This window comes from Nostoc cf. edaphicum LEGE 07299 (assembly GCF_015207245.1).
Lineage (GTDB): Bacteria > Cyanobacteriota > Cyanobacteriia > Cyanobacteriales > Nostocaceae > Nostoc > Nostoc edaphicum_B.
In genome coordinates, this window is record NZ_JADEXF010000560.1 from 1 (window position 1) to 3,934 (window position 3,934).

The 3,934-nt window shown below is 41.8% G+C and carries 4 protein-coding genes; 3 read left to right on the forward strand and 1 reads right to left on the reverse strand.

All coding sequences use genetic code 11. The annotated features are described in order from the left end of the window. Positions 1-181: 181 nt before the first annotated feature. From folD to IQ229_RS16815, 3 genes are all read left to right on the forward strand, one after another. Positions 182-1,069, forward strand: coding sequence for a bifunctional methylenetetrahydrofolate dehydrogenase/methenyltetrahydrofolate cyclohydrolase FolD (gene folD, locus IQ229_RS16805; RefSeq protein ID WP_194045615.1), 888 nt, complete (start codon positions 182-184; stop codon positions 1,067-1,069). A 156-nt stretch (positions 1,070-1,225) separates the two neighbouring features. After that, on the forward strand, positions 1,226-2,158 hold the full coding sequence (gene crtE / locus IQ229_RS16810) for a geranylgeranyl diphosphate synthase CrtE (protein WP_194045617.1): 933 nt from the start codon (positions 1,226-1,228) through the stop codon (positions 2,156-2,158). A gap of 280 nt (positions 2,159-2,438) precedes the next feature. Further along, positions 2,439-2,894, forward strand: a complete 456-nt coding sequence (locus tag IQ229_RS16815; RefSeq protein ID WP_094350479.1) for a divergent PAP2 family protein — start codon at positions 2,439-2,441, stop codon at positions 2,892-2,894. 283 nt (positions 2,895-3,177) lie between these two features. Here IQ229_RS16815 and IQ229_RS16820 read toward each other — a convergent pair whose 3' ends face one another. Further along, on the reverse strand, positions 3,178-3,843 hold the full coding sequence (locus tag IQ229_RS16820) for a hypothetical protein (protein WP_194045619.1): 666 nt from the start codon (positions 3,841-3,843) through the stop codon (positions 3,178-3,180). Between the last annotated feature and the right edge of the window lie 91 nt (positions 3,844-3,934).

The window sequence follows — 3,934 nt, forward strand, 5'->3', positions numbered from 1 at the left end:
CTCCCAATTCTTTATTCTTCAGATGATGCCGTTGATCTGAGAAAATAAACATTATGGATTTACTGTGAGAGAAACGCTACGACATCAAACAGCAACACAATAATAGTCGAAAGTCAAGAGTTAAGAATCAATATTTTCATTTTGGAATTTGGACAAAAAGCGAACATAGCTAGGAATTTTCATGGAAACAAAAACTGCCAAACTCCTTGATGGGAAAGCATTAGCTGCAAAAATTCAGCAAGAACTTTCTGTTGCGATTACACAATTACAACCAAAAATTGGACGACCACCTGGTTTAGCAGTGTTGATGGTTGGTGATAACCCAGCATCAGCGGCTTATGTACGCAATAAAGAAAAAGCCTGCGCTAAAGTTGGGATCGCTTCTTTTGGTAAGCATTTTCCTACCCAAACTACCCTTGAGGAGTTAGAAGAGGTAATTGCTGCACTCAATCATGATGAAAGAGTGGATGGCATTCTTGTGCAGTTGCCCTTACCTAACCACCTGGATGCTGTAACTCTGCTACATCAAATCGATCCCGATAAAGATGCTGATGGACTACACCCAGTTAACTTGGGGCGATTAGTGCGGGGAGAAAACGGTTTACGTAGCTGCACCCCGGCTGGTGTGATGCGCCTTTTACAAGAATATGACATTTCTTTGCAGGGAAAACAGGCAGTAGTCGTGGGGCGCAGTATTTTAGTGGGTAAACCGATGGCGCTGATGCTATTAGAAGCTGATGCCACAGTCACGATCGCTCACTCGCGATCGCATGACCTCAAAACCATCACCCAAAATGCTGATATTCTAATTGCAGCAGTAGGTCGTCCCGGATTGATCTCTGCTGATATGGTGAAACCGAGCGCTGTTGTGGTAGATGTGGGGATGAATCGCGTCACTGATGCTAATGGCAAAAGTCGCCTCATTGGCGATGTCGATTTTGAATCAACCGCTGATGTAGCAGGATTTATCACCCCAGTTCCTGGTGGTGTTGGCCCGATGACTGTTGCCATATTGTTGGAAAATACATTTGCTAGCTATTCCAAAGCGGCAAAAGAAGAAAGAGAGTGAAAGTTAAAAGTTATTCTTAATAACTCTTAACTCCTAAATCCTGTACAGACGCGATTAATCGCGTCTCTGCTCCTAACTTTTCATTTTTTTCAGCCCCACAGCACCTTAAAATTGTGACGTATAAGGCAAAAATCGCAAAATGTCAGGAATTAAAGAATGGTAGCAACTGATAACGTGCAAAAGACACCACCAGAGGAAGCCACATTTAACTTAGCAGGCTATCTAAAAGAGCGACAAAAGCTTTGTGATAATGCTTTGGATCGGTCTATCCCAGTCATTTATCCAGAAAAGATTTATGAGGCGATGCGCTACTCGTTATTAGCTGGAGGTAAGCGTGTACGTCCCATTCTTTGCCTTGCCACCTGTGAAATGATGGGTGGAACCATTGACATGGCCATGCCAACAGCTTGTGCTGTGGAGATGATCCACACAATGTCGTTGATTCATGACGACCTGCCAGCGATGGATAATGACGATTACCGTCGTGGCAAACTGACAAATCATAAAGTCTATGGTGAAGATGTAGCGATTTTGGCTGGGGATGGCTTGTTGGCTCTTGCTTTTGAGTCTGTTGCCATTGAAACCCCTCAAAGCGTTAAGAGAGAAGTAGTCTTGCAGGTTATTGCCCGTCTTGGCCGAGCCTTGGGAGCAGGTGGTTTGGTTGGCGGTCAAGTTGTCGATTTAGAGTCGGAAGGTAAATCTGATATTTCCTTAGAAACCTTAAATTTCATTCATAAACACAAAACAGCCGCACTTTTGGAAGCTTGCGTAGTTTGTGGCGGACTGATTGCTAATGCATCACCTGAAGATGTGCAGCGGCTAACTCGTTATGCTCAAAATATTGGGCTAGCATTCCAAATTATTGATGATATTTTGGATATCACTTCTACCCAAGAACAATTAGGTAAAACAGCTGGCAAAGACCAAAGAGCAAAGAAAGTTACCTATCCCAGCCTTTGGGGACTTGAGGAATCGCGCTCAAAAGCCCAAGAGCTAGTTAAAGAAGCTTGTGTGGAATTAGAACCATTTGGAGACAGAGCTAAACCACTCCAAGCGATCGCTCATTTTATTACCAGCCGTAATAATTAGTAACGCTTTGGGTAATTCGTAATTCGTAATTCCTATACCGCAAGCGTTTCATTGATTGGGAATGGGTAGTTTATTTACACCATACTGTACTACTACTGCCCAGCAAAATTAAAAATTCACTGATTCAAAATTACAAAAGCTTATCAAGTAGGCTTTTAGGTTATTTTGAATCGCTGGTCTTTTTCTAACGTGATAAATTAATTTAGGAATTTTGGGTTGAATCTAAATGTTTCCTCAACCAACAACTGCTGCTAATATTTACTAACCTAACCAAAATAACATGCAGGACATAGGCAACATTTTAGACAACCGGGTGCTGCTGGTTGCTCTGGTAGCTTGTTTAATTGCTCAAGCATTAAAGCTCGTAGTTGAGATCGTCAAACATCGCAAACTTAATGTGCGTGTTTTGGTGACAACCGGAGGTATGCCCAGTGCCCATTCGGCTCTGGTTACGGCTCTAGCCGCTGGTGTAGGGCAAACACTGGGTTGGGCATCTCCTGATTTTGCCGTTGCGATCGTTTTTGCCATCATTGTCATGTATGATGCAGCCGGAGTTCGCCAAGCGGCTGGTAAGCAAGCTCGTATTCTCAATCAAATGATTGATGAATTATTCCATGAAAAACCAGACTTTAGCCAAGACCGTCTGAAAGAATTACTCGGACATACACCAGTTCAGGTAATCGCTGGATCGGCTTTGGGTATAACCATCTACTGGTTAGCTAGGTCTGCTTATTAAACTAGAGCAATAAATCTTTGTTTGAGGGGCTATTGATAATTAATAACTGGTAATTTGTCAATCAATTTTGGATTTTAGATTTACCCTGTGAATAAATTCAGGGGATTAAGGATGAAAGCATTTGTTCCAAATAACTTGTTTCTCACAGAGCGAGTATAAATATATTCGCTGAAAACCTTTGAAATTTTGAATTTAAAATCCAAAATTTAAAATCCAAAATTAGGTCAATTGACAAATTACCAATCTGGTAGATCCTATCAAGATGCCAGCGAAGTTAATATCACTAAAACCGCACAGTCGAGCGCAGCAGAATCACCTTACGACTATCTACTAAGCTGGCAACGAAACCGCCATTGTTTAGCTTTTGCAATGTATTATACGCTTCAGTTTGGTTAGTGGTATAAACTGCTAGCAAGTAAGGGCGTTGTCCATAAGAAACAAAACCGACATTACCTCCCACCACTTGCTGCACACTGTTTACTAATTCTGGGCGGTTATAATAATCTACCAGTACTGCATAACCTTCTCCTAATGCTTGAGGATTATAGCTGACTGTCTGCTGAGGTGGTTTGGGTTGTGACTGTGGCTGTGACTGTGGCTGCACATTTGCCGTTGTCGTTGGTCGAGTGGTAATTATGGCAGACAAGCCAACAATATTGCTGACATATCTTGCCCAACGATTAGCATCGTCAATTTTGTTAAAGCCCCCGACTCGCGTCACGGTTTCGTTGAGATATTTGCAGGTGATAGTTTTAAGTTCAGGTGGTAAGGCGCTACGCAATTGCTTTTGATTATTTGCTGTGGGACTGACTACTAATAAAAGATACTCACCCGCATTTGGTGGTTGACAAGAGGGAATGGTTTTTTGAGCAAGTACAGAACTCATACCACTAATCAACCCTACAATCGCTAATCCTAAAACACTTGGTAAATTCTGAAATCTATGCACAAAAGTTAGATTATGTAAATTAAGGTGTCTTAGAAGATTTTATAAGAAAAAAGCTGAAAACCTAGCTACTTCCTGTCTATTATGAACATCT

What these genes read in the sequence shown, in the direction of transcription:
- crtE (WP_194045617.1), top strand. Translation starts at nt 1,226, where the DNA reads ATGGTAGCAACTGATAACGTGCAAAAGACACCACCAGAGGAAGCCACA.
- folD (WP_194045615.1), top strand. Translation starts at nt 182, where the DNA reads ATGGAAACAAAAACTGCCAAACTCCTTGATGGGAAAGCATTAGCTGCA.
- IQ229_RS16815 (WP_094350479.1), top strand. Translation starts at nt 2,439, where the DNA reads ATGCAGGACATAGGCAACATTTTAGACAACCGGGTGCTGCTGGTTGCT.